Origin of the sequence: Chryseobacterium sp. LJ668 (assembly GCF_019613955.1) — a bacterium.
Taxonomy (GTDB): domain Bacteria; phylum Bacteroidota; class Bacteroidia; order Flavobacteriales; family Weeksellaceae; genus Chryseobacterium.
Genome location: NZ_CP080443.1, coordinates 1,276,048 through 1,298,814, shown reverse-complemented (window position 1 = coordinate 1,298,814; position 22,767 = coordinate 1,276,048). Strand labels below are relative to the sequence as shown.

At 35.8% G+C, this 22,767-nt stretch carries 26 protein-coding genes; 12 read left to right on the top strand and 14 right to left on the bottom strand.

Translation table 11 applies throughout. The features are described 5' to 3' along the window. The first annotated feature begins 183 nt into the window (after nt 1–183). The 3 genes from K0U91_RS06085 to K0U91_RS06075 all read left to right on the top strand — a co-directional run bounded on the left by K0U91_RS06085 (nt 184) and on the right by K0U91_RS06075 (nt 1,851). The gene (locus K0U91_RS06085) at nt 184–684 is read left to right on the top strand and encodes a TlpA family protein disulfide reductase (protein WP_220178775.1); all 501 of its coding nucleotides are present in this window, start codon (nt 184–186) and stop codon (nt 682–684) included. Between the two features lie 16 nt (nt 685–700). Continuing rightward, nucleotides 701–1,357 carry a thioredoxin family protein gene (locus tag K0U91_RS06080; RefSeq protein WP_220178774.1) on the top strand — a complete coding sequence of 219 codons (657 nt, stop codon included), beginning with the start codon at nt 701–703 and terminating at the stop codon, nt 1,355–1,357. 95 nt (nt 1,358–1,452) lie between these two features. Next, nucleotides 1,453–1,851 (top strand): ribosomal maturation YjgA family protein, encoded by a 399-nt coding sequence (locus tag K0U91_RS06075; RefSeq protein WP_220178773.1) that lies wholly within the window; start codon nt 1,453–1,455, stop codon nt 1,849–1,851. 12 nt (nt 1,852–1,863) lie between these two features. Here the strand turns inward: K0U91_RS06075 and K0U91_RS06070 are convergent, their stop codons facing one another. The 4 genes from K0U91_RS06070 to K0U91_RS06055 are packed head-to-tail and all read right to left on the bottom strand — an operon-like array spanning nt 1,864 to nt 5,055. Continuing rightward, on the bottom strand, nt 1,864–2,784 hold the full coding sequence (locus tag K0U91_RS06070) for a YARHG domain-containing protein (protein ID WP_220178772.1): 921 nt from the start codon (nt 2,782–2,784) through the stop codon (nt 1,864–1,866). 6 nt (nt 2,785–2,790) lie between these two features. Beyond that, entirely contained in the window at nt 2,791–3,429 is a 639-nt protein-coding gene (locus K0U91_RS06065) for a DUF2306 domain-containing protein (RefSeq protein WP_408912589.1), read from the bottom strand. Then, a complete protein-coding gene (locus K0U91_RS06060) occupies nt 3,430–3,843 on the bottom strand; it encodes an energy transducer TonB (protein ID WP_220178770.1) in 414 nt (137 codons plus the stop codon). 6 nt (nt 3,844–3,849) lie between these two features. Continuing rightward, nucleotides 3,850–5,055 carry a BaiN/RdsA family NAD(P)/FAD-dependent oxidoreductase gene (locus K0U91_RS06055; RefSeq protein ID WP_220178769.1) on the bottom strand — a complete coding sequence of 402 codons (1,206 nt, stop codon included), beginning with the start codon at nt 5,053–5,055 and terminating at the stop codon, nt 3,850–3,852. Nucleotides 5,056–5,335: 280 nt separating this feature from the next. Here K0U91_RS06055 and K0U91_RS06050 point away from each other — a divergent pair, with 280 nt between their 5' ends. From K0U91_RS06050 to K0U91_RS06040, 3 genes are all read left to right on the top strand, one after another. Then, on the top strand, nt 5,336–5,830 hold the full coding sequence (locus K0U91_RS06050) for an acyl-CoA thioesterase (RefSeq protein WP_219969936.1): 495 nt from the start codon (nt 5,336–5,338) through the stop codon (nt 5,828–5,830). A 62-nt stretch (nt 5,831–5,892) separates the two neighbouring features. Continuing rightward, nucleotides 5,893–6,954, top strand: a complete 1,062-nt coding sequence (gene thiL, locus K0U91_RS06045; RefSeq protein ID WP_220178768.1) for a thiamine-phosphate kinase — start codon at nt 5,893–5,895, stop codon at nt 6,952–6,954. Continuing rightward, nucleotides 6,954–7,955, top strand: a complete 1,002-nt coding sequence (locus K0U91_RS06040; RefSeq protein ID WP_220178767.1) for a hypothetical protein — start codon at nt 6,954–6,956, stop codon at nt 7,953–7,955. The genes thiL and K0U91_RS06040 overlap by 1 nt, the downstream gene beginning before the upstream one ends. 45 nt (nt 7,956–8,000) lie before the next feature. Here the strand turns inward: K0U91_RS06040 and pepT are convergent, their stop codons facing one another. Further along, nucleotides 8,001–9,248 carry a peptidase T gene (pepT, locus tag K0U91_RS06035; RefSeq protein WP_220178766.1) on the bottom strand — a complete coding sequence of 416 codons (1,248 nt, stop codon included), beginning with the start codon at nt 9,246–9,248 and terminating at the stop codon, nt 8,001–8,003. 186 nt (nt 9,249–9,434) lie between these two features. On the opposite strand from pepT, the gene K0U91_RS06030 reads away from it, so the two are divergent. Continuing rightward, nucleotides 9,435–10,283 carry a hydroxymethylglutaryl-CoA lyase gene (locus K0U91_RS06030; protein WP_220178765.1) on the top strand — a complete coding sequence of 283 codons (849 nt, stop codon included), beginning with the start codon at nt 9,435–9,437 and terminating at the stop codon, nt 10,281–10,283. 27 nt (nt 10,284–10,310) lie between these two features. Then, on the top strand, nt 10,311–10,712 hold the full coding sequence (locus K0U91_RS06025; RefSeq protein WP_220178764.1) for an OsmC family protein: 402 nt from the start codon (nt 10,311–10,313) through the stop codon (nt 10,710–10,712). 78 nt (nt 10,713–10,790) lie between these two features. On the opposite strand, the gene K0U91_RS06020 is transcribed toward K0U91_RS06025, so the two are convergent. The 3 genes from K0U91_RS06020 to K0U91_RS06010 are packed head-to-tail and all read right to left on the bottom strand — an operon-like array spanning nt 10,791 to nt 12,197. After that, a complete protein-coding gene (locus K0U91_RS06020) occupies nt 10,791–11,117 on the bottom strand; it encodes an SUF system Fe-S cluster assembly protein (protein ID WP_047443270.1) in 327 nt (108 codons plus the stop codon). A gap of 8 nt (nt 11,118–11,125) precedes the next feature. After that, a complete protein-coding gene (locus tag K0U91_RS06015) occupies nt 11,126–11,821 on the bottom strand; it encodes a 3'-5' exonuclease (protein WP_220178763.1) in 696 nt (231 codons plus the stop codon). Between the two features lie 28 nt (nt 11,822–11,849). Beyond that, nucleotides 11,850–12,197 carry a tRNA-binding protein gene (locus K0U91_RS06010; RefSeq protein WP_219969943.1) on the bottom strand — a complete coding sequence of 116 codons (348 nt, stop codon included), beginning with the start codon at nt 12,195–12,197 and terminating at the stop codon, nt 11,850–11,852. Between the two features lie 128 nt (nt 12,198–12,325). On the opposite strand from K0U91_RS06010, the gene K0U91_RS06005 reads away from it, so the two are divergent. After that, nucleotides 12,326–13,861: a YifB family Mg chelatase-like AAA ATPase gene (locus K0U91_RS06005; RefSeq protein WP_220178762.1), complete on the top strand. Its 1,536-nt coding sequence runs from the start codon at nt 12,326–12,328 to the stop codon at nt 13,859–13,861. Nucleotides 13,862–13,908: 47 nt separating this feature from the next. Here K0U91_RS06005 and K0U91_RS16230 read toward each other — a convergent pair whose 3' ends face one another. The 3 genes from K0U91_RS16230 to K0U91_RS05995 all read right to left on the bottom strand — a co-directional run bounded on the left by K0U91_RS16230 (nt 13,909) and on the right by K0U91_RS05995 (nt 16,665). After that, entirely contained in the window at nt 13,909–14,130 is a 222-nt protein-coding gene (locus K0U91_RS16230) for a YdeI/OmpD-associated family protein (protein WP_258561820.1), read from the bottom strand. 59 nt (nt 14,131–14,189) lie between these two features. Beyond that, nucleotides 14,190–14,384 carry a DUF1905 domain-containing protein gene (locus tag K0U91_RS16225; RefSeq protein WP_258561819.1) on the bottom strand — a complete coding sequence of 65 codons (195 nt, stop codon included), beginning with the start codon at nt 14,382–14,384 and terminating at the stop codon, nt 14,190–14,192. Nucleotides 14,385–14,463: 79 nt separating this feature from the next. Further along, the gene (locus tag K0U91_RS05995; RefSeq protein WP_220178761.1) at nt 14,464–16,665 is read right to left on the bottom strand and encodes a S46 family peptidase; all 2,202 of its coding nucleotides are present in this window, start codon (nt 16,663–16,665) and stop codon (nt 14,464–14,466) included. 86 nt (nt 16,666–16,751) lie between these two features. Here K0U91_RS05995 and K0U91_RS05990 point away from each other — a divergent pair, with 86 nt between their 5' ends. Further along, complete coding sequence (locus K0U91_RS05990) at nt 16,752–17,186, top strand: META domain-containing protein (RefSeq protein WP_258561818.1); 435 nt, start codon at nt 16,752–16,754, stop codon at nt 17,184–17,186. A gap of 67 nt (nt 17,187–17,253) precedes the next feature. On the opposite strand, the gene K0U91_RS05985 is transcribed toward K0U91_RS05990, so the two are convergent. From K0U91_RS05985 to K0U91_RS05975, 3 genes are read right to left on the bottom strand one after another with little or no spacing between them, the layout of a single operon-like run. Beyond that, a complete protein-coding gene (locus tag K0U91_RS05985; RefSeq protein ID WP_220178760.1) occupies nt 17,254–17,658 on the bottom strand; it encodes a hypothetical protein in 405 nt (134 codons plus the stop codon). A gap of 7 nt (nt 17,659–17,665) precedes the next feature. Next, on the bottom strand, nt 17,666–20,215 hold the full coding sequence (locus K0U91_RS05980; RefSeq protein WP_220178759.1) for a beta strand repeat-containing protein: 2,550 nt from the start codon (nt 20,213–20,215) through the stop codon (nt 17,666–17,668). Between the two features lie 5 nt (nt 20,216–20,220). After that, a complete protein-coding gene (locus tag K0U91_RS05975; RefSeq protein ID WP_220178758.1) occupies nt 20,221–20,694 on the bottom strand; it encodes a T9SS type A sorting domain-containing protein in 474 nt (157 codons plus the stop codon). A 203-nt stretch (nt 20,695–20,897) separates the two neighbouring features. On the opposite strand from K0U91_RS05975, the gene hflX reads away from it, so the two are divergent. Further along, the gene (gene hflX, locus K0U91_RS05970) at nt 20,898–22,127 is read left to right on the top strand and encodes a GTPase HflX (protein WP_219969954.1); all 1,230 of its coding nucleotides are present in this window, start codon (nt 20,898–20,900) and stop codon (nt 22,125–22,127) included. Next, a complete protein-coding gene (locus K0U91_RS05965) occupies nt 22,127–22,762 on the top strand; it encodes a DUF4919 domain-containing protein (RefSeq protein WP_220178757.1) in 636 nt (211 codons plus the stop codon). The genes hflX and K0U91_RS05965 overlap by 1 nt, the downstream gene beginning before the upstream one ends. Nucleotides 22,763–22,767 lie beyond the last annotated feature (5 nt).

Here is a 22,767-nt window from a genome sequence, read left to right as displayed (position 1 = left end):
TAAATATTGACTATAAAAATTCCTATTAAACTTGTAGATAATTTTAAAAATTCAGCAAATAAGATACCATTGAATTGATTCATTGTAAAATCACGTAATATTTTATTCACGGAATTAAATTTATTAACAAAGTTTAACAAACTGTTTTTCATTAAGTTACGAATGGTTTTGCTAAATTTGAGAATGAAGAAATTTTTTGGCTTAATTGCATTCCTTTTCTGTGTTTCATTTTATTATTCACAGCAGAAAAATATTGTGAATGATCTTTCTGTAGTCAAATATGAGCAGCTAGAGCAAGAAATTCAGACAAACAAAAATGTTTTATTGGTGGTCAATTTCTGGTCTACAACCTGTGCACCTTGTGTCAAAGAGCTTCCGGATTTTATGAAAGTAAATGAAAAGTTTAAAGACAATCCAAAATTTAAAATGCTTTTGGTTTCTCTGGACCGCGTAAAAGATCAGGAAAAAGTAATTCAGTTTATTAAAAATAAAAAACTTACTGCAGAAGTGCTTTTATTGGACGATATTAAGAGAATGAATACTTGGATTCCGAAATTTGAGAAAAGCTGGGAAGGAAATATACCGGTGACGATTTTCTACAAAAATAATGAGAAAATACATTTCAACGACGGCGAAATGAGCCGGGAAGATTTAGAAAACATCATCGTGAAAAATTTAAATTAAACAAAATCGAAATACTATGAAAAGCCTTAAAATTATAATGACAGCATTTGTTATCGCTCTCGGATTATTGAGTTTTACGAAAACCAACCGCGATAAAAATGAAAATCCCAAGCGGGAAAGTTCTTCTGCAAAAGGATATGAAGTTGGAGATGAAGCAGCAGATTTTAAACTAAAAAACATCGATGGAAAGATGGTTTCACTGAGCGATTTTAAAAAAGCCAAAGGATTCATTATTGTTTTTACCTGCAATCATTGTCCATACGCAAAAAAATATGAAGACAGAATTGTAGCACTCGATAAAAGATACGAATCTCAGGGATATCCAGTGATTGCCATCAACCCAAATGACCCAAATGTACAGCCTGAAGATGGTTATCAGCAAATGATTACCAGAGCCAAAGAAAAAGGTTTTACATTTCCGTATTTGTTGGATGAAGGCCAGAAAATTTACCCTCAATACGGTGCGACAAAAACACCGCATGTTTTTGTTCTTCAGAAAGAAAATGGTAAAAATATTGTGAAATATATTGGAGCGGTCGACAACAATTATGAAGATCCAAACGATGTTTCAGAACGTTATGTAGAAGATGCTGTGGATGCATTAGTCAAAAATCAACCGATAAAAATGAATAAGACCGTTGCTATCGGATGTACCATAAAAGTGAAAAAATAATTTTGGATATCTGAATAAAATACAGATATTGTGGCGGGCTTTTGTCCGCTCTTTTTATAAACACAAATCAAGTCTTTTAACAAAAATTAATCATGATGAAATTTAAAATTAACCTGAAATATTTCCTTCTAACCACCCTCATTTTCCTTGTTGAAGTTTTAATTGCAACAGTTTTGAAAGACCAATTCTTTATTAGAGCTTATTTGGGAGATGTCATCGTTGTGATACTATTGTATACTCTTGTAAAAAGTTTTTTCGTAACCAACGACACAAAGTTAATTTTAGGAATTTTTGCTTTTTCCTGCTTGATAGAGTTTGCCCAGTTTTTCAATATTGCAGAAAAATTAGACTTCCAACCTGGAAGCCTAATGTATATTATCGTAGGAAATTCTTTCTCGTGGATTGATATTGTATGCTACGGAGTGGGATGTTTGATCATTTATCTTCTGACTAAAATTAAATCGAATCATAAAAAATCTAAAAAACCCGTTTAACCCCCATAAAAACTATCTTCCGAAAGAATCATATTTATCCTCGGCATATTTGATGAAACGGTTCAGCAAAGCCACATTATCTTTTTCCAAAGGAGTAAGCTCACTTTCGACATTGTTAGAAACCGGAATGTACCAATCGGTCTGCTCAAAAAAGTTTCTGTACGTTTGTTTTTTAAATGAATAACCATGTCTTGCGAAAACTGCATTTTTAATAATTTCCATATCGAGCTTTCTAAGATTTTTAAGATCTTTTTCGCTCAGTTTTTGTTTGGATGCGTTAATTTTAAAAACGGCATCAGAAGCAATTCTGTTTTTTGATGCAGTATAAGTTTCCGTTTTTCCTGTTTCTTCGTCAGTGTATTTTTCTTTAAAATCTTTAGGATTTTCCCAATCAATCAAATCCGAGTTTTCATCCATCATAAAATTTGGATTGTAGACGAAATCTTTTTTTATCAGTTTTAAATTTTTTAAAGGAGCTTTTACCGCAGATTTATTGAAAGCAGTCCATTTTCCAATGACGCTGTCGTTTTTAAGCTTAATTTCAAATCTTCCGTCGGTTTTATCATTTCCTGGCTCGTCTAAAATAAAAGATTGAGTACCTTCATTGAAAACGCCTCTAAAAGGCCTTTGAGTTCCGTTTACAATACTTTGTCCATACACAGAATCTTGGGTGATTCTGTTGATTTTTAATGACAGTTTTTTGATATTGACACCTTCATAATCTTCGTCTACTTCATTATCATGCATCATCTCTTTTCCCGAAAATTCTCCGGTATAAATTCCGTAAAATTCCTGATGAACTTCCGGCACAACCACTGAATCTTTTTTTGTTATCAAAGAATCTTTTGAGTTTTCGGTAACTGTTCCGTCTTTTTTGCAACCTGAAAGAAAAGCAATCAATAGTGAGGCAAAAGTTAATTTTAAAATTTTCATATCTGTTTACAAGTGTTTTTTCATTATTAAATATTCTATTAAAATAATGTTGGGAACCCAACCCAGCCAGGCAATGATTTGGTAAACATCCATCGGATTTGGCTGGAATAAATATACAATAATTACCTTCCACATTCTTAAAGTGATGGCTGAAATTGTAAGTGCAAAACTTCTCCACATCCAATGTTTATGCTTCTTAAAATTTTTCTGTCGTGCTAATAGATACGCTTTAAATGTTGAAAACCACCATAAACAGCCCAAAATCACAAAAGAAAGTTTAGATAAAAATCCGCCATTGGCAAAAATTCCCATATAAATTCCTGATGGTGCCGCGAGAAGTAGAATCAGAAAAATATAAATTTTACCTGCATTTTTATGAAAGTTTCTTATACCGAAATTTCTTCTTAAAATCGCTAAAAAACCAGCCAACAAAACAAATATGCTTGTATAAACGTGAGTATAGAAAAACCAAATATATTCTGATTTATTATGAACTTCCGTTTGTTTGATCATTAAAAAGCTGGCGTTGGGATCAAAAGGAATGTATTCTAAAGTAATGGTGAGCATTAACCAAAAAAAATATCCAAATCCTATGATTAAAAGGATTTTTATAAAAGTTGAGATATTTCTTTTGGCTGAAAGCAATTAGTTTTCGATATTAATTGTAATAGGAAGTTTAAACCTGAATTTTACAGGTTCCCCATCAATTTTTGCGGGAACCCATTTTGTTTTAGACATTGCTTTTATTGTACGTTCCATTTCTTTATTCATTGATTTATTATCGCCAATGGTAATGATATCAGTGATCATACCTTGCTGATCAACTACAAATCTTATTTCAGACTTTATTTTACCTCGCCCAGAAACTTTTCCTGCTTTAAACGTCTTTGAGAAATTATTTCGAAATGCATTAATTCCTCCCGGATATTCTGCTTTATCTGGAATATCCTCATAAATGGAAGAATCTGCGATTGCATTTTCTTGATTTGCTGAAGATTTTTCTTGGGAGAAAATTTGTACTGAAACAATTAATAAAACAAAAACAAATAGTTTTTTCATAATATATTAGTTTAAATTATTCAAATCCTGCGCAATCAGCCAAGCCTCACTCCAGCATGCCTGAAAATTAAATCCGCCAGTCACCGCATCAATATTTAATACTTCACCTGCGATATAAAAATTTGGAAGAAGTTTTGAAGACATGTTTTTAAAGTTAATTTCTTTCAAATCTACGCCACCTGCCGTGACAAATTCATCCTTAAAAGTCGATTTTCCGCTGACCTGAAACTTCTTTTTACATAAATTTTCCAAAATCGTCTGCATTTCTTTTCCGGAAATATTGGCAATCTGTTTATTTAGATCAACTTTTGAAACCTCCAGAATTCTCTGCCAAAAACGATTCGTCACCTCAAATATTTTCGACGATCCAATTACCTTTTTGGGATTTGAAATTTTAAAATTCTGAAATAATTCCTCAGCATCATCAATATTTTTAGAAATAAAATTGACCTGAATTTCAAAATTGTATTTTACTTTTGCCAGATTAATAGCTTCCCAAGCTGAAATTTTTAAAATTGCCGGACCCGAAAGTCCCCAATGTGTAATTAATAATGGTCCGCTTTCTTCGGTTTTTAATTTCGGGATTGACGTTTCTGCCATTTCAAAACTCGTTCCCAAAAGATCTTTCAGCAAATCATCTTTGATATTAAATGTAAAAAGAGAAGGAACCAAATCTATGATTTTATGACCCAAATTTTCAATCATCTTTAAAGATTTCGGCGAACTTCCAGTAGTGTAAATGACATAATCTGCCAGAAAATCTCCCAAACTTGTCAAAACTAAGTATTGATCATCCTTTTTAGTGATTTCTCTTACTGAGCATTTTGTTTTCACTTCAACATTTTTTTGCTGAATTTCCTGCTGAAAAGCATTGATAATGGTTTGTGAAGAATTACTTTCGGGAAAAATTCTATTATCATTTTCTATCTTCAACGAAATTTTTCGTTTTTCAAACCAATCCATCGTGTCACCAGGTTGAAATTTAGTAAAAACACTCAACAATTCCTTGTTTCCGCGAGGATAATACTGAACCAGATCTTTTGGGTCAAAACAAGCGTGAGAAACATTGCATCTTCCGCCTCCCGAGATTTTTACTTTTTGCAGAACGTCAGAATTTTGTTCTAAAATCTTAATTTTATATTTCTTTTCGTCAAGATTTGCTGCACAGAAAAAACCCGCTGCTCCGCCTCCGATAATAATAATTTGCTTCATAACTATGTAATCTTATGCTGAAGATTATTTTTGCAAAACTACAATTTTTATAAACCATCTTATTTGAGTAATTTTGAGGATTATAATTTTTGAACTTTAAACTCAAAATATAACCACCAAAAAACAACTTACTTTTTTTAACCCTTGAGCATCAATATTCAATTAGTTAATCTAAGTTAAGTTTTGAATTGACTGTTTAGATTCCCACGAATGATAAACACGAGATTCAATTTTATTTTGTTTTTTAAAAAAAAGATGTTCATATAAAAACTATTATTAAATGACTTTCTACCATACATTTGAAGTTCGCTGGAGCGACCTTGACGCTAATAAACATCTTGCCAACTCATCTTACGTAGCCTATTGCGCGCAAACCCGAATGGCTTTTATGAAAAAAGAAAAAATGGGCGTTACCCAAATGAGCCGTTGGGGAATCGGACCGGTAATTATGCATGAAAGATTTTCTTTCTTTAAAGAAATTTTTGCAGACCAAAAAGTCATTGTGAGTCTTGAAATTGACGGATGCGCGGAAGATGCTGCAATCTATCGTTTTGTGCATAAGTTTTATCTTCCTGATGGTTCACACTGTGCGACTTCAGAAGCAACAGGTGTTTGGATTGATACAATGCTGAGAAAAATGACTTCGCCGCCGGATGATGTTGTTGAAGCAATGAATAAATACAAAACGGCTGAAACCATATTGATGACGCGAGAAGATTTTAAAAAACTTCCTTTCCGTCCGGAAAATATAGACCCGGCAATTTTTAGTATTTAAAGTTTTGAATTCAAAGTTTAATATTATTCATTGCCAATTACCCATTACTTATAAAAATAAATATGTTTGAAGATAAAGAACCAGAATTGACGCCCATTTCTAAATTAGGAGAGTTTGGACTGATAAAACACTTAACGGAATTTTTTCCTTTATCCAACAAATCTTCGGAACTTGGAGTAGGGGATGATGCCGCGGTTATCAACCCTGGAAATAAAAAAGTGGTTTTAACGACTGATGTTTTGGCTGAAGGAGTGCATTTCAATTTAGGATATGTGCCGTTGAAACATTTAGGCTACAAAGCCGTTGTGGTGAATCTCAGCGATATCGCAGCAATGAATGCAACACCTACACAGATTTTGGTTTCTTTGGCGGTTTCGAACCGTTTTCCGGTAGAAGCTTTGGAAGAACTGTATTCAGGAATTCAGGCGGCTTGTGGAAGATATAATGTCGATTTAATCGGTGGTGATACGACGAGTTCTAACGCAGGTTTGGTGATGAGCATCACTGCAGTCGGAATTGAAGATGAAGAAAATATTGTGAAAAGGAGCGGCGCAAAACCAAACGATTTGCTTGTTGTAAGCGGAGATCTAGGTGGTGCTTACATGGGACTTCAGATTTTGGAAAGAGAACATGCTATTTTCTTAGCAGACCCAAATATGCAGCCTGAAATGGAAGGTTTTGATTATATTTTGGAAAGACAGTTGAAGCCGGAAGCAAGAACCGACGTCAAAGGAATTTTAGAGCAATTGGATATTAAACCAACATCTATGATTGATATTTCAGACGGTCTGGCTTCGGAAATCCTGCATCTTTCAGACCAGTCGAAAGTTGGTTTCAGATTGTATGAAGAGAAAATTCCGATGGATAATCTGACGATTACAACAGCGGATGATTTGAATTTAAATCCTGTCATGACAGCGTTAAGCGGCGGTGAAGATTATGAATTGTTATTTACGATTTCGCCAAACGATTTTGAAAAGATGAGAAATCATCCGGATTTTACGATTATCGGTCATGCGGTTGAAAAAGAAGAAGGCAATTTTATGGTGGCAAGAGGTTCTAACCAATTGGTTGCGTTGACGGCGCAAGGTTGGGATGCTTTTTTAGGCAATCAGATTTCATAATGAAATTTCTTTGTTTTTTTATCTTCATTAGTCAGGCTTTCTTTTCACAATATTCGGAGAGGAAAATTAAAACCGATTCTTCTGAAATTCAAATTATTAAAAATTCAAAATATAAAATTTGGGAAGAAAAACTTAACGATAAAGATTATATCATTCATAAATCTTGGTTTATAAATGATACAACTAAAGTTAGTTCTGAAGGAATAATGGATAAATATCATCGAACAATCTCTTGGAAGGAATATAATGAAAATGGTGATTGGCTTTATTCTCGTGATTATAAGAATGGAAAGTGCATAATCAACAAATCTCTTTATCCTTATCATCAGCTGTTTGAAACTATGAAGCGAAAGGCTGATGAATTGATTGAAAAGGCTTATGGCACTGAATTTTTGGCTAATTATGTCAGGTTTGAATGTGATGGGAATGCATATAAAAAACAACTGATTGAATGGAATGATGGAACAAAATTCTACTCATCAAAATATGTGGGTTCTTGGACGGAACCCTTAAAAGCTAAACCAGACCAATTTAATTTTAAGTATGCCGTTAAAGTTTCTGATTCAGATTGGAAAAGTGATATGATTGGAATTGAATTGGATTCTTTGGGGAATTACGTAGTTAATAATGATTTAGTAGGTATTTATGGCTTTGAAGATGTTAAATTAAAAGATAAAAAATTCAAAATAAACAATTCAGAATCTTATAATATTGCTATAACAAAAGGTCTTAATAAGAGAAACAAATTAAATCATTTTTTAGATTGGGAGAAGATTAATTCAAAAGATTTTTACAGTGGTCGTTTTATATTTTCTATAACTGAACTTATTAAGATTGAAAATTATAAGAAATTTAATAGAACGGGAAAAGTTTATAAATTCAATGTTTACGTATTTAATCCTTGGACTGGAGAATTTATCGAAAAGAAAAAAATGAAGTCTGTTTCTGAGTCGGAAAGAAATAGTGGAATGTCAACAGGGTTAATTCCAGATAATGATTAAAAAATCCAACTCTTTTGAGTTGGATTTCAATTTATATAAAAAAAATTACTCCTTCACAATATTCACAATCACCTCAACAGCTTTCTTCATACTTTCAAGCGCGACATATTCATAAGGCCCGTGAAAATTCATTCCGCCGGCAAAAATATTCGGACAAGGTAATCCCATGTAAGATAATTGCGCTCCGTCCGTTCCGCCTCTGATGGCTTTGATTTTAGGCTCAATTCCTGCGTCCTTCATGGCTTTTGCAGCAAGATCTACGATGTGCATTTTGCCTTCGAATTGCTGCTTCATGTTTCTGTATTGCTCTTTAATCTCCACTTCAGCGGTTTTTTCACCGTGTTTTTGATTAAATTCGGCTACTTTTTCTTCCATGAATTTTTTTCTTGCCTCAAATTTTTCATCGTCATGATCACGGATGATGTATTGAAGTTTACATTCTGAAACATCAGAAGTTACATCCATCAAATGATAAAAACCATCAAAACCTTTTGTGGTAGAAGGAGTTTCGTTTGCGGGTAAAGACTGAATAAATTCTGCAGCCAAAAGACTTGCATTCACCATTTTTCCAAACGCATAACCTGGATGTACACTCAATCCGTGGATTTTCACCACAGCTCCGGCTGCGTTGAAGTTTTCATATTCCAATTCACCAACTTCGCTTCCATCCATTGTATAGGCGAATTCTGCCCCGAATTTTGCAACATCAAATTTATGTGCACCTCTTCCTATTTCTTCATCCGGAGTAAATCCGATTGCCATTCTTCCATGTTTAATCTCAGGATGCGCGATCAGATATTCCGCGGCGGTTACGATTTCTGCACAGCCGGCTTTGTCGTCTGCTCCGAGAAGCGTGTTTCCGTCAGTGGTAATAATCGTCTGTCCGATATATTGTTTTAAGCTTTCAAATTTTGAAGGCGATAAAGTAAAATTGCTTTCTTTATTTAAAATTAAATCTTCTCCCTGATAATTTTCCCAAACCTGTGGTTTTACATTTTCACCACTGAAATCTGGTGACGTGTCGTAATGGGAAATAAATCCGATCGTTGGCTGGCTGCCATTCTCCAGATTAGAAGGCACATACGCCATGATATACCCATGATCGTCAATAGTGACATCTTCCAGGCCAATTGTTTTTAGTTCTTCTACAATGTAATTGGCGATATCCCACTGTCGTTCCGTAGAAGGTGTCGATTCGCTTTCTGCGTCACTTGTTGAATATATTTTTACATAGCTGAGAAAACGGTTCAGTAATTTTTCTCTCCACATTTCGTTGAATTCAATTGTACTCATTAGATGTATAAAATTTTAACAAAGTTAGCAAATTTGATGCTGAGAACAGTTTTTTGTAATTGAATATGAGGTATCGAAATTATAAATCACATATAAATTATTGGTTATCAAAAGAATCTTAGCTTTGTTTTGTACAAAGAACTAATTGTTTTAGTTTTATTATATTTGAGAAAATCAAAAGTGAACATGTTTCTTACAGAATGTCCCAGAGATGCCATGCAAGGTTGGGGAGAATTTATCCCGACTGCCAAAAAGATAGATTATATCAACTCATTAATGGAGGTTGGCTTTGATGTCTTAGATTGCCTGAGCTTTGTTTCCCCAAAAGCAATTCCGCAAATGGCTGATTCTGCTGAGGTCGCCGAAAACATAGACAAATCTTTATCCAACACCAAAGTTTCTGCCATTATTGGAAATTATAGAGGTGCCGAAAAAGCTTTGGCGCATCCATCTGTGGATATTTTAGGTTTTCCGTTTTCTATTTCTGAAACTTTTCAGCACAGAAATACCAATAAAAATCAGGAAGAAGCTTTTGATGATGTTGTTAAAATGCTTGAATTGACGAAAAGTGAAAACAAAGACCTGAATCTTTATTTCTCGATGGCATTTGGAAATCCTTACGGCGAAATGTGGAAATGGGAAGATGTAGATTTCTGGACAAACCGTTTTTCTGAAATCGGAATTAAAAATATCTTATTGTCTGATACTACAGGAGTTGCAACGACGGAAACGATCTCTGTTTTATTCGAAAAGATTCCTTCAAAATATCCAAATATTGATTTTGGAGCGCATTTTCATAATCGTTACGAAGATTCTTATTCAAAACTGAAAGTGTCTTACGACAAAGGTTGCCGTAGATTTGATTCTGCCATCAAAGGAATTGGTGGTTGTCCGATGGCGAAAGATGATCTGGTAGGAAATATGCCGACCGAACAGGTAATCAATTTTATGAGCGTAGAAAAAGCGGAACACAAATTGAACTTATTGAATTTCGAAAGTTCTTATAACATAGCGAAAGATATTTTTCATTTCTAAGAGATCGTCTTTTTTATTCAAAGTATTATGACATCAAAAATAACATACATCGGAGGACTCAGATGTTCAGCAGAACATTTACAGTCAGGAACCTTCATCGAAAGTGATGCGCCAACCGATAACCATGGAAAAGGTGAGAAGTTTTCACCAACCGATCTTTGTGCGACTTCTTTAGCAGAATGTGTGCTTACAACAATAGCCATTTTAGGCAAAGAAAAAAATATTAATATCGACGGAGCGTACTGTACACTGCAGAAAATTATGAAAACGGAACCCAGAAGAATCGGGGAAATTGTATGTAATTTTGTTTTTGCAGATACCTATTCAGACAAAGAAAAAGCTTTCATTGAAGAAACCGCACACAATTGTCCGGTAGCTAGAAGCCTTCATCCGGAATTGATACAGACTATGATTTTTATCTACCAATGATAATAAAATAACCGCAGAAATTTCTGCGGTTATTTTTATTTTAAATTTGAATTTATCTTCAAAAATTTTAATAGGGTATTAAAGCATTCCCAGCTCAAATTTTGCCTCTTCACTCATCATATCTTTGTTCCAAGTTGGTTCGAAAGTAAGTTCCAGCTCTACTTCGTTCACATTTTCTACCTCTTTTACTTTGTCCTTAACCTCTTGCGGAAGACTTTCCGCAACTGGACAGTTAGGGCTTGTTAAGGTCATGATGATTTTAACATCGGCTTCTTCCGAAATCTGAACGTCGTAAATCAATCCCAATTCGTAAATATCTACCGGAATTTCCGGATCATAAACGGTTTTCAGTACTCTTATAATTTCTTCACCGATGTCGGCAATTTGATCGTCTGTAAAGTTCATTTGTAAATCTAATTGATATTTCTCTGCAATAAGTCTTCCTGACGCATACGTCGGAAAATGTTTGCCAAAGTTAAGACATCTTTTTCACAATAGTCAACTATTCGCTGCAAGTCTTTTTCTATGTAGTAAATTGATGAAACCATTGAGCCGTCGATGTCGTCTTTCGGGGTCGGAATACCAAAAACATGAGCCAAAAGCTCCAGAGAAATAAAGCTTTTGTAGTCACCGAATTTCCAAAGTTCCATTGTATCAAGATGCGGAATTTCCCACGGCTTTTTCCCGAACATCTGAAACGGAGTAGGGGGCTGCATCCCGTTGATCAGAAAACGTCTTGCAATCCACGGAAAGTCGAATTCTTTTCCGTTATGAGCACATAATATCACGTCGCGAAGTCTAGGGCTGTTAAAGAGTTCTCCAAATTCCAACAGCAATTTTCTCTCATCATCATTAGCAAAGCTCTTTATTTTTAAAGTTTCATTTTTCTCAAGCATTCCAATGGTAAGGCAGATGATTTTGCCAAATTCAGCCATAATTCCTGCTCTTTCATAAAAATCTTCTGCTGAAATTTCATCTTTTCGCTGATATTTTGTTTTCTTATCCCAAAGGATTTGTTCGGTTTCAGATAGTGCTTCCCACGAACCTGAATTCGGAACCGTTTCTATATCTAGAAATAAGACTTTTTCTAATGGAATGTTCTGTATCATCTTTGTGCTTCAACTTTGTTTAAATTTATTATCCAACCTGCAACCCATTTTTTGTAGTTAAAGAGGGTGTGAGAATGGTCACGTCTTTTACATCTTCACCGTAAATTCCTAAAACCAGACATTCACTGAAAAAATTGGCAATCTGTTTTTTCGGAAAATTAACTACTGCGACAATTTGTTTACCGACTAAATCTTCTTTTTTGTATAAAGTAGTAATCTGAGCCGCAGATTTTTTAATGCCTAAATCTCCAAAATCAATTTCCAGCTGATAAGAAGGATTTCTGGCTTTTTCAAATTCATTTATAGAAATAATAGTGCCACATCGGATGTCAATCTTTTCGAAATCTTTCCAAGATATTTCAGGTTTTAAGCTCATCGTCAATTTGATTTTTAAATATAATTTGATCTGCTTCAAGCAAAAGTATTAAAAAATATATTTAAAAAAGTTGAAGATTTTCTTTAAAAAAAGAAAAAAAGCTTATTTTTACTTAAAACACACATATAATGTTGATTAAAATCTACGGCAGTGCCATCTTTGGTGTTTCTGCACAAACCATAACCATTGAAGTTAATGTTGATACGGGAGGTGTTGGCTATCATCTCGTAGGTCTGCCGGATAATGCTATTAAGGAAAGCAGTTATAGAATTTCCGCTGCTTTAAAAAATGTAGGCTTCAAAATTCCAGGTAAAAAAATTACGATTAATATGGCTCCCGCAGATCTCAGAAAAGAAGGGGCTGCATATGATTTAAGTATTGCGATTGGTATCCTGGTTGCTTCAGACCAGATTTTCGCAGAAAACGTAAAAGACTATATCATCATGGGTGAGCTTTCTCTTGATGGAAGTCTGCAGCCGATCCGCGGGGTGTTGCCGATTGCTATTCAGGCTCGTGAAGAAGGTTTTAAAGGAATAATTTTGCCGAAACAAAACACAAGAGAAGCAGCCATTGTTAATAATCTTGATGTTTACGGTGTAGAAAATATTAAAGAAGTTATCGATTTTTTTAATGAAGGAAAACCTCTGGAAAAAGTAGTTCTAGATACCCGGAAAGAGTTTCAGGATAAAATAAACAGTTTCCCTTTTGATTTTTCTGAAGTGAAAGGTCAGGAAACCGCAAAAAGAGCAATGGAAGTTGCTGCTGCAGGCGGCCATAATATTATCCTCATTGGACCTCCCGGAAGTGGGAAAACAATGCTGGCAAAAAGAGTTCCTAGTATTTTGCCGCCGCTTACGCTGAAGGAAGCTTTAGAAACCACAAAAATACATTCTGTTGCGGGAAAAATGGGAACGGAAACTTCTCTAATGACAGTTCGTCCTTTTAGATCACCTCATCATACTATTTCCGATGTCGCACTCGTTGGTGGAGGGAGTTATCCTCAACCCGGAGAAATTTCTCTTGCGCATAATGGCGTTTTATTTTTAGATGAAATGCCCGAATTTAAAAGAACCGTCTTGGAAGTCATGCGACAACCTTTGGAAGATCGTGAAGTGACGATTTCCAGGGCAAGATTCACGGTTAATTATCCTTCGAGCTTTATGCTAGTGGCTTCGATGAATCCAAGTCCCAGCGGATATTTTCCGGATGATCCGAATAACACTTCGTCAGTTTTTGAGATGCAGCGGTACATGAATAAACTTTCGGGACCGCTTTTAGATCGTATTGATATTCATGTGGAAGTTCAGAAAGTTGAGTTTGAGCAATTGGCTGAAAAAAGAAAAGGCGAAAAAAGTGAAGATATAAGAAAACGTGTTTTGATTGCGCGTGAGATTCAGAATGAACGATATAAGGATTTGTCTATCAGTTATAATGCTCAAATTGGTTCTCGTGAGTTGGAACGGTTTTGTGAATTAGATGATGCATCTTTTAACCTCATCAAAATGGCCATGGAAAAACTGAATCTTTCAGCCAGAGCATATGACAGAATTTTGAAAGTTGCCAGAACAATTGCTGATCTTAAAGAATCTGAAAATATTTTGTCACATCATATTTCTGAGGCAATACAGTACAGAAGTTTGGATCGTGAGTTTTGGAATGTTTAAATCTAAAAAAGCTCTGAATTCAAGTTTTCAGAGCTTTTATTAACTATTTAAATTCCTTTTTTACCGTCCAAAATCATTTGAATCATTTTTGTTTTTCTGTTCTCTCTTGTTTCAGGTTTTTTGGCTTCTTGAATCCAACGAATGTATTCTTTTCTGTGGGTATAACTCATTTTGTCAAACAAGACTTTAGCGTCAAGATTTTCACTAAAAACTTCAAGAATATCTTCTGAAATTTCAACGGTTCTTTCTTCTTTATCTTCTATGAGCAAAACAGAAACCTCATCACCGAAAGTTTTTCCAAGCTTGTTTCGGATTTCCTGTGTTAAACCTAAAATATGGCAGTCAGATTCATTTTAGCCAAACTTCCACGATATTCAACTGTTTCATCAAATAAAGCTTTGATTTTTACCTGACCTTTCTTCCCGAAAAGTTCTTCCACAGAAAACGGAAATTCTACAAAGGCAGCATTCATCGTTCCATTTTGTTGGATGATTGCTTTAAAATTGATCTTTTGTGTTTTCATTTTAATTAAAATTGAATCATCAAAAATAAAAAAACCGTGAAAAAAATTCCACGGTTTTTAAAATATTTTTTAGAAAAAATTATTTCTTTTTCTTTTTTGCAGGAACTGCAGTTTTGATTTTAGATGCGCCTGTATCAGCAGGAGTATTTTCGTCTCTTACTAATTTCAACTCATCTACCAATCTTCTTGCACCAGCGTATTTATCGATCGTCCAAAGAACAAAACGGATGTCTACACTGATGGTTTTCTGCCATTTGTCTTCAAAAACGATGTCACCACTAAGTGCTTCGCTGTTTCCGTCGAATGCGATACCGATCAGGTTTCCGTCCCCATCGATTACCGGAGATCCAGAGTTTCCTCCTGTGATATCGTTATCTGAAAGGAAGTTTACCGGAAGATAACCTGCTTTATCTGCATACTGACCATAGTCTTTTGCTCCCTGAAGCGCCAACACTCTTTGTGGAAGATCAAATTCTTCGTCACCGGCTTTGTATTTACCTACCAAACCTTCCATTGTTGTGTAATAATTATCTGTAACACCAAAATAGTTTCTGTCTGTTCTTACCGGTAAAGTAGCAATCTGGCCGTACGTTAATCTCATGGTAGAGTTTGCATCCGGATAGAATTTTTTCTCTGGCATTGCTTTCATTAATCCGGCTAAGAAAAGACGGTTGTTTTTAGCAAAATTGTCATCGATTTTTACAAATCTTTCACCAGAAACTCTCTGATCTTCTGCAATACCTTTTGCAATTTTCAACAATGGATCTGCATCTAATTTCAAACGGTCTGGGTTTAAAATATAGTTGGTTACAGAGGTTTTGTTTGCAAATAATGAAGAAAACGCAACGGTTGACAAATTGTTAGCATCCAAAGCCATAATCGTTGGTGAAGCAACATCTTCTTTTACTCTAGTTTTGTAAAGGTTAACTAAAGAATTAAGCATTTCGCCTTCCAATTCAGGATTGATGTTGTCGTAAGCATCTTTGATCGCTGCTTCTACTTTAGGCTTCATAGCCAGTCTTCCTGCCATATCCTGTTTTGCGTAAGCATCAAGAGTTGGAGCCAATTGATAAGCTAAAGCAATATATTTTGCGTTTCTTGTCAAAAGAGAAGCATAATTTCTTTCAACATTTCTGTCTGTAACCTGCTTGTAATAAGTAGCGATTTGTTCAAGAACACCGTCATACATTTCGTTACCCGGCTGTGCAGCCCATGTTCTGAAAGTACTTTCTATATTTTGTTTATCGGCAATTGTTCCATTTTTCTCAACAGCGTCAATTGTTCCCTGTCTGTTTTTCCAATAATTGGCTACGGAAGCATATTGAGAAGCATAACTTAACTGAGTTGTTTTGTCTTTATCCATATACTTCTTCATGACGTCCATTGCCAGTTTAGAAGTTTCTACCCACGCCGGATAGTCTTTTGATACCATTTGGTTGATACCGTAAGAAGTCAGGTAACGGTTTGTTCTTCCCGGGTACCCTAGAATCATTGAGAAATCACCAGGCTTTATTCCTTTAAGAGAAACCGGTAAGAAATGCTTAGGCTTCAAAGGAACGTTGGTTGGCTTAAATTCTGCAGGATTTCCCGCTGCATCTGCATATACTCTGAAAACCGTGAAGTCTGCAGTATGTCTTGGCCATTCCCAGTTATCTGTATCTCCACCGTATTTTCCTAATGCTGATGGTGGTGCACCTACTAATCTGATATCTTTATAATCCTGATAAACAAAGAAATAAAATTCATTTCCGTTAAAGAAATCTCTAACTACAACAGTATATTTTCCGTTTTCAGAATTTTCTGTCTGTATTGCTTTTGTTTCAGCATCGATCACAGCTTTTCTTTCAGCTGCAGTCATGTTATTGTTTAATTTTGAATTGATTCTCTGCGATGCATCATCCATTCTTACCAAAAATCTTACATAAAGATCTTTTGCATTAAACTCATCTTTTTCTTTCGCCGCCCAAAAACCATTTTTCAAATAATCTTTTGACGGTGTAGAAGCCGCTGCAACTGCACCATAACCACAGTGGTGATTGGTGAAAATCAAACCTTTGTCTGATACAATTTCTCCTGTACAAAACCCGCCAAAGCTTACGATGGCATCTTTTAAACTCGAATTGTTTACAGAATAAATTTCTTCCGGAGTAAGGTGCAGACCTTCTTTCTGCATATCAACGCCGTTCAGTCTTTTAATAAGCATCAGAAGCCACATCCCTTCGTCTGCCCTCATTTGGGCAAAACCTAACAAGAAAGTGAATAGTAAAAATATTCTTTTCATTTTATTAAATAATTTTTGTGGGGCTAATTTAGTAATTTTTACGATAATCTATTGGTAATTGGTACAAAAATGGCAGCCTGGGTGGTATGAAAAACATTTTATCTGGTCCTTTTATATTTTTTATCTTCCTATCTGTTTTGAATTGTTCGGCTTCACAGATGAATAATCAGCACTACCAGAGAGAATGGATGATGGTTTCGTTTGATCAATTTACAAAGCAGCAGATGATCGAAAATAAAGCAGAAATTAATTTAACCGGTGAAAAATCACGAAATAAAGTAAAAGGAACTGCAACAATGGGTTGCAACAGCATATTTTTCTTAGCTGAATTAAAAAATAATGGCAAAATAAGTATTTCAGAAGTAGGGAGTACCATGACAGCGTGTAAAAACATGGAACTTGAAAATGCTTTTACGAAAAAATTTGAAAGTATGACCAATTATAAAATTGAAGGCCATCAATTAATACTTTCCGATCATGATGGAAATGAGATGCAATTTATCGCTGCAGATTGGGATTAGATTTCTTACATAAAAAGCAGGAAGTCCGCAAATATAATTTGCGGACTTCTTTAGTAAAAAAGGTTAGTTAGTTTTTTGGAATCGTTTTTTTAATTTCCTCAAGAGTCGCTGTATTAGGCAAACCTTGTACGATAGCACTTTTTGAGCTCATCGTTTTTCCTGCTACCTTTCTGTTGGGAATGGTTGCCAAAACCTCTTCAAAGCTTGCGGTATTCGGTAATAATTTTCCCGGATTATTTTCATTTTGCATTTGTTGAGTTTCCTGCTTCGCTTCGAGCCCTTGTTCAGAAGCTAAAACGGTTTGTTTTTCTTTTTTTGTAGAATTGGCTTCGTTTTGCTTCTGCATTTTTTGTTTGAATGCTTTTGCATCTTTCAAAACCTGTTCCTGATCCTGAAGTTCGGCTGCTTTTTTTTCTTGAGCATAAAAAGTAACACTTAGAAGTAAAAAGGGGATGATATATAATGATTTCATAATAGTTTTATTTAATGTTAACGAATACTTTTATTTTTCCGATTGAGTTTTGGTCATAATCCTGAAGAGCTTTTCCGAGCACTTGTCCTATTTTTACTTTCTTAGGATTAGCTTTCATGGCGACTCCAGGTTTTGATGAGGTTACCAGAAGATCGCCTCTTTTTATTTTTCCTCCTTCAAGGCAAACTTTAGTAGGGATCACACCAATCACTCCCATCGGAACTTTACCCGAAAGATCTGCATCTACATTTTCTTCAGTTAAAAGAACTCCAGGTTTTGTAGCGTAAACTCCTGAAACTAAAGTAGAGTAAGGTTTTGATGATTTTTCTACCGCTCTGTCACTTGAAGTGGAGATGACCAAAACATCACCCATTTCGTATTCGGAAATATTTCCTTCAACATCAAATGCCTCGGCTAAATCGGCACCGCTATTTTGGGTACCGCCGTTGAAAAATCCTGTTCCTGTTTTATTGATTCTGGCGACATTGGCTGATCCACTTTGAAAAACTGCAAGGTTTCCTGAAGCTCCGGTATGATTTACAAAAATCCCTGTTCCTGTTCCTACGTTGGTTACAGATACTACTGCCTGAGAATTTGCGGTATTAAAGTTTCTGAAATAAGCAGCTTTACCAGTTCCAAAATTAGGAACCCAACCGTAAATTGCACTTCCGGTTCCGTCTACCGTTGCTTCTATACCATCACCGGAATTTTTTGCATTGGCGGTGATCCCGTTTCCGTTTCCGTTGGCAAGAGCAATTAATGCAGGTCCGTTACCTGAAGCATTACTTGCGTAAAATAAACCTCCGAAACCTCCTGTTCCTGCGGATTCGCCATAAACACCGGCGGTTCCGAAGTTAGCAAACTGAGAATTTACTTTTCCTTTAACCGCCGGAGAAGTGCCATTGGTATTGTCTACGAAGAAATCTCCTGCGATACCGTTTCCTAATGTTGTGGAAGACAGTGCTGTAGATGTATTTGAAGTATTGAAATTTTTAAATTCCGCGGCTTTTCCTGTACTGAATGTAGGAACCCAACCGTAAATTGCTCGTCCTGTTCCGTCAACATTGGCCTCGATTGCATCACCATCTTTCCCTACGTTGGCAACGATTGCGTCACCATTACCGTCATTTAATGCAACTAAAGCACGTCCGTTTCCGGTGACATTTGAAGAATAAAATAATCCGCCAAAACCTCCCGTTCCGGAAGAGACTCCGAAAATCCCGGCTGCTCCAAAGTTTCCGAAGATTGTTTTTACTTCACCTCGCACTGCTGCACTTACACTGTTTGTGTTACTGGCAAGAAAAGAAGAAACATTACCCTGAGTATTGTCTGGGATATTTCCCGTACTGTTAGATTCTACTTCGAAAGTGTTTCTGTCATTGGTTGCCAAGAAGTTTTGAAACCTTCCTGCCCGTCCTTTGCTGTTATTGAGTCCCACTCGCCCATAAACCCCAATTCCTGTACCTGAAGTGTTTGTAGATACAAAACCATGTAATCCATAACCTCCGCCATCATTTCTCCCCACTACGGCTCCTGCAATGTCACTAGTGGTTCTTCCTACTACTGCTTCTCCGGCTCCATTATTATCAGCGATAACTCCGGCTGAGCTCTGCGCGGTCGTAATCCCATGAACAGCAAATCCGTTTCCTGTATTACTCAGAACACCTGTACCTGATCCAGTAGTCGAAACATTAATTACAGTTCCGTTTCCTAGGGTATTTGCGGTAAGAACAGCGCTATTATTTGCGTTATTTGAAATTGAAATATTAGCTGCAGGACCATTTGTACTTGTTGCGTTAAGTCCGGTTCCTGTATTGCTGTTGGCATACACTCCGTACCCTGCGCCTGAAGAATTTCCATAAACTCCCAATCCTGAAGGTGTAACTCCGTAAACTCCCCATCCGCTTCCGTTCTGGCTTCCCCAAACACCTACACCTAAACCGCCGGTACCATTGTTAATTCCTCTTACACCTGAAGAAAAACCTCCTGGAGCAACATTGGTAACAGTTCCTCTTACGGCTGCAATGCTTGATGTTGTAGTATTGTTGTTTCCTTCTAAAGAAGTTCCGTCGCCATCATTTGTTATTGAGAAAAGATTGTTGGCATTATTAACTGTTGCTGTATAAGGCAAAGTAAAACCACCACCTCCGGAACTACCGGAAGTTTTTGCATACATGGCATAAGGAACGCTTAATAATTGACTTGTTCCTGCAATTGTATAACTCGTTCCGCCTGTAGGGTCAGTTTCAGTTTTTAAATAATAATTGCCAGATGGCCAGTTGATGGTTGCAAAAGTTCCGGAAAGTACGGTTCCCGTTCCGATTTCCAGACTGATAAGTCCGTTTACATTCGTTGTTCCTGTCAGTCTTTCAGAATATACAACGGTTCCTGCGGGTGAGCCCTGAAGAACACTTACTTTAACTCCTATGTTCTGATTGGTAAGCAATTGTCCGGATGTATTTCTCATTACAGCCTGATAACTCATTTTTTCAGGTGCCTGTGCTGAAACTAAATGGCAGCCAAGCATCATTCCTACGGTGAGTAAAATTTTTTTCATGTTGATTATTTTTTAATGATTTTAAATGTTTTAATGTTTTTTCCATTCTGATTGATCCGGATGATGTACATCGCAGAAGGAAGCGCTGAAAAATTAAATTCTGATTTTGATTCTTTTATTTTATCTTCTTTTAAAAGTTTTCCGGAAGAATCGAATAGTTGGAATTCAGAATTTCGATGGTCGTTTGTAGTAAAATCCACAAACAAAAAATCTTTGAATGGATTCGGATACAATAAAATGTCTTTCTTGTCTGAGCCTGCTGTTTCTGTTGTAGAAAGAGTAGTGATTTCGTAAGCTTGCTGCACACCTTCCATGATCTGATTTCCTTTGGTGGTAAAATCAATCTGTCCTACACTATAGGAAACAGAACCGTTGCCACCTGCAGCGTTTGATCCTGTCGCGAGAAGTGCTTTTTGTGCATTGATTTCAGATACCGAGCAAAAAATCAAAAAGAAGCTGTAGAAAAAAATTCTTTTCATATTAAGATAAATTTCTGGTTAATAAATGTTTTATGTTATGATCTGTTATTGAGATTTTTACGGTGTAAAGGTATATCGGGACGACAGTAGTAAACCAGAGGAAAAGAACTAGAATAAAAAAGGGGAAAACACCTGTTTCGTAGACCGGTTTGTATTTATTAATTAAAAATGTTATCTTGTAATCTTAATAAATTGCAGACTTAATGTTAGAAAAGAAACAACATAATTATGAAAGAGCGGTTTTGGTAGGGGTTGTCACTCAAAACCAAGATGCTGATAAGTTACAGGAATATATGGACGAGCTGGAGTTTTTAGCTCTCACAGCGGGCGCCACAATTGATAGACGTTTTACACAGAATTTAACCCAGCCAGATTCCAAAACTTTTGTAGGAAGCGGAAAAGCTCAGGAAATAAAAGAATATGTAAAAGAAAACGAGATAGGAACCATTATTTTTGATGATGAACTCTCTCCATCACAGCTCAAAAACCTTGAAAAAGAAATTGAAGTAAAAATTCTTGATAGAACCAACCTCATCCTCGATATCTTCGCACAGAGAGCACAGACTTCTTATGCAAGAACGCAGGTAGAATTGGCGCAATACCAATATTTGCTGCCAAGATTAAGCAAAATGTGGTCTCACTTAGATAAGCAAAAAGGGGGAATCGGAATGCGAGGTCCCGGTGAAACGGAGATTGAAACCGATAGAAGGATCATCCGTGACAGAATATCATTACTAAAAGACAAACTCAAAATCATCGATAAGCAGATGGCTACCCAACGTAACAACCGTGGAAAAGTAGTGCGTGCTGCTTTGGTAGGTTATACCAACGTTGGAAAATCAACATTGATGAATGCGATTTCTAAATCTGATGTCTTTGCTGAAAATAAACTCTTTGCAACACTGGATACCACAGTAAGGAAAGTAGTAATTGGAAATTTACCTTTCCTTTTGACGGATACGGTAGGATTTATCAGAAAATTGCCGACTCAGCTGGTAGAATCTTTCAAATCTACATTGGATGAAGTGCGAGAGGCTGATCTGCTGATTCATGTAGTCGATATTTCGCACGAAAGTTTTGAAGATCATATCGAATCTGTGAATCAGATTTTAATGGAAATCAATGCGCATCAGAAACCGATGATTATGGTTTTTAATAAAATTGATGATTTCAGCTACGAGAAAAAAGACGAAGACGATCTTACCCCGGGTTCAAACAAAAATGTTTCTCTTGAAGAATGGAAAAAAACATGGATGAACAAATCTAAACATCCCGCAGTTTTTATTTCTGCATTGACGAAAGAAAATTTCCCTGAAATGAAAAGGCTGATCTACGATGAAGTGATGAAAATTCATATCTCAAGATTTCCTTATAACGATTTTCTTTTTGAATATTTTGATAATGACGAAGAAGAGTCTGAAAAAGAAGATTAATGAATTACAGAATACTCGTTCTTCTGCTTTTTCTTCCGTTTTTTGGATATAGCCAAAAGGCAAAGCTTGATTTGAAAAGTATAGAGAAAAATCTCAGCAATCCCAATTCACTTTACAATCATGAAAAGCTTATTTTCAAATTCAAAGGTCTTCCAAAATCTCTTGACAGTGTAGAAGCACAGCATCTGTACTACGGAAGAAATTTCATAAAAGATAAAGTTTCCCAGACCGGCGATGAGTTCAAAAGTCTGGCAGAAGCTTTCAAAAACAATAATTTTGCAGATTGCATCAGACTCGGGAAAATTCTTTACAGTAAAGATCCTAGCAATCTTGATATTATTCTTATTCTGCTTCGTGCCTACGATCAGACCAAAGATGTAAGCAATTTTACCCACCATCTTTCTCAATTGAGACTGCTTACCGACGCAATCAAAAATTCAGGTGACGGGAAATCTGAAAAGACAGCGTACAAAGTAAATAATGTCGGCGACGAATACATTTTCCTGAATGTGATGAATATCGGGCAGGATTATAATAGAGATTCCAAAACTCTTAGAGATGGAATGCTCGACGTTTGGGAGAAAGAAGAAAGCAGAATTTATATTAAAGTACTTTATTTGGACTTAATTTTTTAAAAAAC

Excerpts from the sequence above, each read along its gene's own strand:
- K0U91_RS05995 (WP_220178761.1), bottom strand. The coding sequence starts at position 16,665 with ATGAAAAGAATATTTTTACTATTCACTTTCTTGTTAGGTTTTGCCCAA.
- K0U91_RS06010 (WP_219969943.1), bottom strand. The coding sequence starts at position 12,197 with ATGAGCTTAAAACCTGAAATATCTTGGAAAGATTTCGAAAAGATTGAC.
- K0U91_RS05975 (WP_220178758.1), bottom strand. The coding sequence starts at position 20,694 with ATGAAAAGAATTTTTTTCTACAGCTTCTTTTTGATTTTTTGCTCGGTA.
- K0U91_RS16225 (WP_258561819.1), bottom strand. The coding sequence starts at position 14,384 with ATGAAAACACAAAAGATCAATTTTAAAGCAATCATCCAACAAAATGGA.
- K0U91_RS06060 (WP_220178770.1), bottom strand. The coding sequence starts at position 3,843 with ATGAAAAAACTATTTGTTTTTGTTTTATTAATTGTTTCAGTACAAATT.
- K0U91_RS06080 (WP_220178774.1), top strand. The coding sequence starts at position 701 with ATGAAAAGCCTTAAAATTATAATGACAGCATTTGTTATCGCTCTCGGA.
- K0U91_RS06075 (WP_220178773.1), top strand. The coding sequence starts at position 1,453 with ATGAAATTTAAAATTAACCTGAAATATTTCCTTCTAACCACCCTCATT.
- K0U91_RS06005 (WP_220178762.1), top strand. The coding sequence starts at position 12,326 with ATGTTGATTAAAATCTACGGCAGTGCCATCTTTGGTGTTTCTGCACAA.
- K0U91_RS06020 (WP_047443270.1), bottom strand. The coding sequence starts at position 11,117 with ATGAACTTTACAGACGATCAAATTGCCGACATCGGTGAAGAAATTATA.
- K0U91_RS05980 (WP_220178759.1), bottom strand. The coding sequence starts at position 20,215 with ATGAAAAAAATTTTACTCACCGTAGGAATGATGCTTGGCTGCCATTTA.
- hflX (WP_219969954.1), top strand. The coding sequence starts at position 20,898 with ATGTTAGAAAAGAAACAACATAATTATGAAAGAGCGGTTTTGGTAGGG.
- thiL (WP_220178768.1), top strand. The coding sequence starts at position 5,893 with ATGTTTGAAGATAAAGAACCAGAATTGACGCCCATTTCTAAATTAGGA.
- K0U91_RS06040 (WP_220178767.1), top strand. The coding sequence starts at position 6,954 with ATGAAATTTCTTTGTTTTTTTATCTTCATTAGTCAGGCTTTCTTTTCA.
- K0U91_RS06055 (WP_220178769.1), bottom strand. The coding sequence starts at position 5,055 with ATGAAGCAAATTATTATTATCGGAGGCGGAGCAGCGGGTTTTTTCTGT.
- K0U91_RS05985 (WP_220178760.1), bottom strand. The coding sequence starts at position 17,658 with ATGAAATCATTATATATCATCCCCTTTTTACTTCTAAGTGTTACTTTT.
- K0U91_RS05965 (WP_220178757.1), top strand. The coding sequence starts at position 22,127 with ATGAATTACAGAATACTCGTTCTTCTGCTTTTTCTTCCGTTTTTTGGA.
- K0U91_RS06085 (WP_220178775.1), top strand. The coding sequence starts at position 184 with ATGAAGAAATTTTTTGGCTTAATTGCATTCCTTTTCTGTGTTTCATTT.
- K0U91_RS06030 (WP_220178765.1), top strand. The coding sequence starts at position 9,435 with ATGTTTCTTACAGAATGTCCCAGAGATGCCATGCAAGGTTGGGGAGAA.
- pepT (WP_220178766.1), bottom strand. The coding sequence starts at position 9,248 with ATGAGTACAATTGAATTCAACGAAATGTGGAGAGAAAAATTACTGAAC.
- K0U91_RS05990 (WP_258561818.1), top strand. The coding sequence starts at position 16,752 with ATGAAAAACATTTTATCTGGTCCTTTTATATTTTTTATCTTCCTATCT.
- K0U91_RS06050 (WP_219969936.1), top strand. The coding sequence starts at position 5,336 with ATGACTTTCTACCATACATTTGAAGTTCGCTGGAGCGACCTTGACGCT.
- K0U91_RS06025 (WP_220178764.1), top strand. The coding sequence starts at position 10,311 with ATGACATCAAAAATAACATACATCGGAGGACTCAGATGTTCAGCAGAA.
- K0U91_RS06070 (WP_220178772.1), bottom strand. The coding sequence starts at position 2,784 with ATGAAAATTTTAAAATTAACTTTTGCCTCACTATTGATTGCTTTTCTT.
- K0U91_RS06015 (WP_220178763.1), bottom strand. The coding sequence starts at position 11,821 with ATGATACAGAACATTCCATTAGAAAAAGTCTTATTTCTAGATATAGAA.